The organism is Streptomyces alkaliterrae (assembly GCF_007097205.2).
In the GTDB taxonomy this organism is placed as follows: Bacteria; Actinomycetota; Actinomycetes; order Streptomycetales; family Streptomycetaceae; genus Streptomyces; species Streptomyces alkaliterrae.
On the sequence record NZ_VJYK02000743.1, the window covers coordinates 1 to 403 of the forward strand.

General features: G+C 55.6%; 1 protein-coding gene. It reads right to left on the reverse strand.

All coding sequences use genetic code 11. The features are described from left to right. Nucleotides 1-356: glutathionylspermidine synthase family protein (locus FNX44_RS27760; RefSeq protein WP_173019333.1), on the reverse strand; the 356-nt coding region annotated here is incomplete at its 3' end. Nucleotides 357-403 lie beyond the last annotated feature (47 nt).

The window sequence follows — 403 nt, forward strand, 5'->3', positions numbered from 1 at the left end:
GCGTTGTACTCCAGCAGCTTCACCGGCGCATTGCCACACCAGGCAAAATCCATCCGGCCATACAGCGAAGGATCGCGTGCGCGCCAGCTTTCGGCGATCACATCCCAGTACAACGGCGGGATCGCCAGTTGCGTCAGGATCTCTTCGTCTTTAACCGCGCGATCCACCACCTCAAGGCACATCTGATGCAGTTCCGCAGTCGGTTTTTCGATCTGCTCTTCAATCTGGCGCAGAGTAAAACGGTAAGCCCGACTCTCGTCCCAATAGATTTCATTGTCGATGATATGAAAGTCGAAACCGTTGTTAGCGGCGATCTGGTCCAGATCCCGTCGCACAGGAACGTTGTGTCTCAGCATGATTAGCCTCCCCAATGCCCACGGGCGCTGGAAGAACGACCATAGCC